This window comes from Micromonospora sp. PLK6-60, assembly GCF_019890675.1.
Classification (GTDB): domain Bacteria; phylum Actinomycetota; class Actinomycetes; order Mycobacteriales; family Micromonosporaceae; genus Micromonospora.
Window position 1 is genome coordinate 1 of sequence record NZ_JAIOAA010000045.1, and the last position, 990, is coordinate 990.

The window sequence follows — 990 nt, forward strand, 5'->3', positions numbered from 1 at the left end:
GGCCTAGACGAGTAAGTCCTAACCCTGGTCAGTGGTCGTAGGCGATCAGGGAGCGGGTGATGGGTTGGCCGGTGCTTCGGTTGTGCCAGATGGCGGCGGTCAGGGCCAGGAGGCGTTGGGCGATGCGGGTGCCGACGCCTTCGATGCTGCGGCCGCCGTGTAGTTCGAGGTCGAGCTGGCCTTTGAGGGTGTCGTTGACTGACTCGATGAGCTGCCGGATCGGTTTGAGGAGGTGTTCGTCGGGGCGTGGGGCGCGGTTGCGGTATGACGGTCGCAGCAGCCGCACTCCGCGTTCGGCCAGCCAGCGGTCCAGCTCGGCGGAGATGTAGCCCTTGTCCGCGATGATCAGCAGGCCGGGACGGTCGGCCAGCAGGTCCGGGTCGTGTTCGAGCACGGCGGTCAGGACCTGCCGTTCGTCGAGTTTCGGGTTGGCCAGGGCCCAGGTGACCGGGAGTCCGGCCGGGGTGCAGATCAGGTGCAGACGCAGCCCCCAGAACCAGCGTGAGTGGGAGGCGCAGTAGCTGTAGCCGGCCCAGCCGGCCAGCTGGGAGCGTTTGACGGTAGGTCGGGAACGGGCGCACTCGACCGGGGTGGAGTCGACCAGCCACACACCATCGGTCCACAGGTCGGTGTCCGCGGCCACCGCCCGGATCGCCTTCTTGAGCAGCGGCAACGCTGCGCGTAGCCGCTTGTTGTAGCCGGACTGGCCCGGCAGGTACGGAAACGCCCCGGGCAGGTGACGGGGCACGAACCGTAGCCAGCGGGCCTCCGACCGCACCCCGAGCAACACCTGCGCCACGGCCAGGGTCAACAGCTCGGCATCGGTCAACTTCGGCGGCCGTCCGACGCGGACAGGCCGCCCGAGCCAGTCATCGATCTTCACGTACAGTGCGGTGAGAAGGGTGTTGATGTCTGTCGTCACAAACGGATCATCAACACCCTTCGCTGCGTCCGCAGCCCGGTCCTGACTTAGGACTTACTCGTCTAGGC

1 protein-coding gene is annotated in these 990 nt (G+C 67.2%); it reads right to left on the reverse strand.

The genetic code is table 11. The features are described from left to right. Window positions 1-28: 28 nt before the first annotated feature. Window positions 29-922 carry an IS982 family transposase gene (locus K7640_RS29795; RefSeq protein ID WP_222958276.1) on the reverse strand — a complete coding sequence of 298 codons (894 nt, stop codon included), beginning with the start codon at window positions 920-922 and terminating at the stop codon, window positions 29-31. Between the last annotated feature and the right edge of the window lie 68 nt (window positions 923-990).